The organism is Xanthomonas hortorum (assembly GCF_011305375.1).
Lineage (GTDB): Bacteria > Pseudomonadota > Gammaproteobacteria > Xanthomonadales > Xanthomonadaceae > Xanthomonas > Xanthomonas hortorum_E.
In genome coordinates this window covers 1-735 of record NZ_VCME01000069.1, presented here as the reverse complement: position 1 = coordinate 735, position 735 = coordinate 1, and the positions used below count along the sequence as shown (strand labels likewise).

1 protein-coding gene is annotated in these 735 nt (G+C 63.0%); it reads right to left on the bottom strand.

Features of this window, described 5'->3' with window-relative positions; all coding sequences use genetic code 11:
• Positions 1–605, bottom strand: a 605-nt coding sequence (locus FFY45_RS21905) for a hypothetical protein (RefSeq protein ID WP_176342037.1), incomplete at its 3' end; no start/stop codon positions are given.
• Positions 606–735 lie beyond the last annotated feature (130 nt).

The window sequence follows — 735 nt, the reverse complement described above, 5'->3', positions numbered from 1 at the left end:
CGCTCCAGCGTCATACGAATGCGCGCCAAGACAGGGTGATCACTCATCTGCGCCGCCTCGACGAGGGCCCGCGGAGCTGACTGGTTAGCCAATCGAGCAAGGGTGACGAGATCGACATAGACCAAGACGGCCTCGGCGGCATCCTGACGCACTGCTTTAGACCGTGACCTGATCCGGGTGTCGGGAATAAACCACCCGACGACAGCAAGAACCACCGCCAAACCAACTGGAGTCACCGGCAGAGTGTCCCCGCAGGCAGCAGCCACAGCCCGTGTCAAGGCCGGGACGAGCATCCCTCCCATAGCCATGACGGCCTTCTCGATCACCAGATCACCAGGGGTTCTCCCCTGTAATATGAGAGTGCGACGAGATCGCTCGCTCACTACCCGCGGCCAGCGGATTGCTGCTCGCGTTCCCCACCGCTCCAGCCGTCCGCCCTCCGCGGCGAGATCGACGACGGCGTCCTGACGTCCATAATCGGACAGTCCCGCCAAGGCGTCGGACAATCTCAAAGGCGCATTGCGTCGTCCGGAAACGACAAAGACTGGAGCGCATGCCAGCAAAGACCCACAGATAGCAGCGAGGATGACGGTGGACTCAGCCATAGTTGGCCTCCCCTGCACGCCGAAGGAGGATCCGGGCACGACGTCGCGGCTCGCTACGCCGGGATAGGGCGATCAAACCGGCGAGGTAAAGACCTGCGTAGCAGCACAACAGCAGCTGGCCGACGCCGGT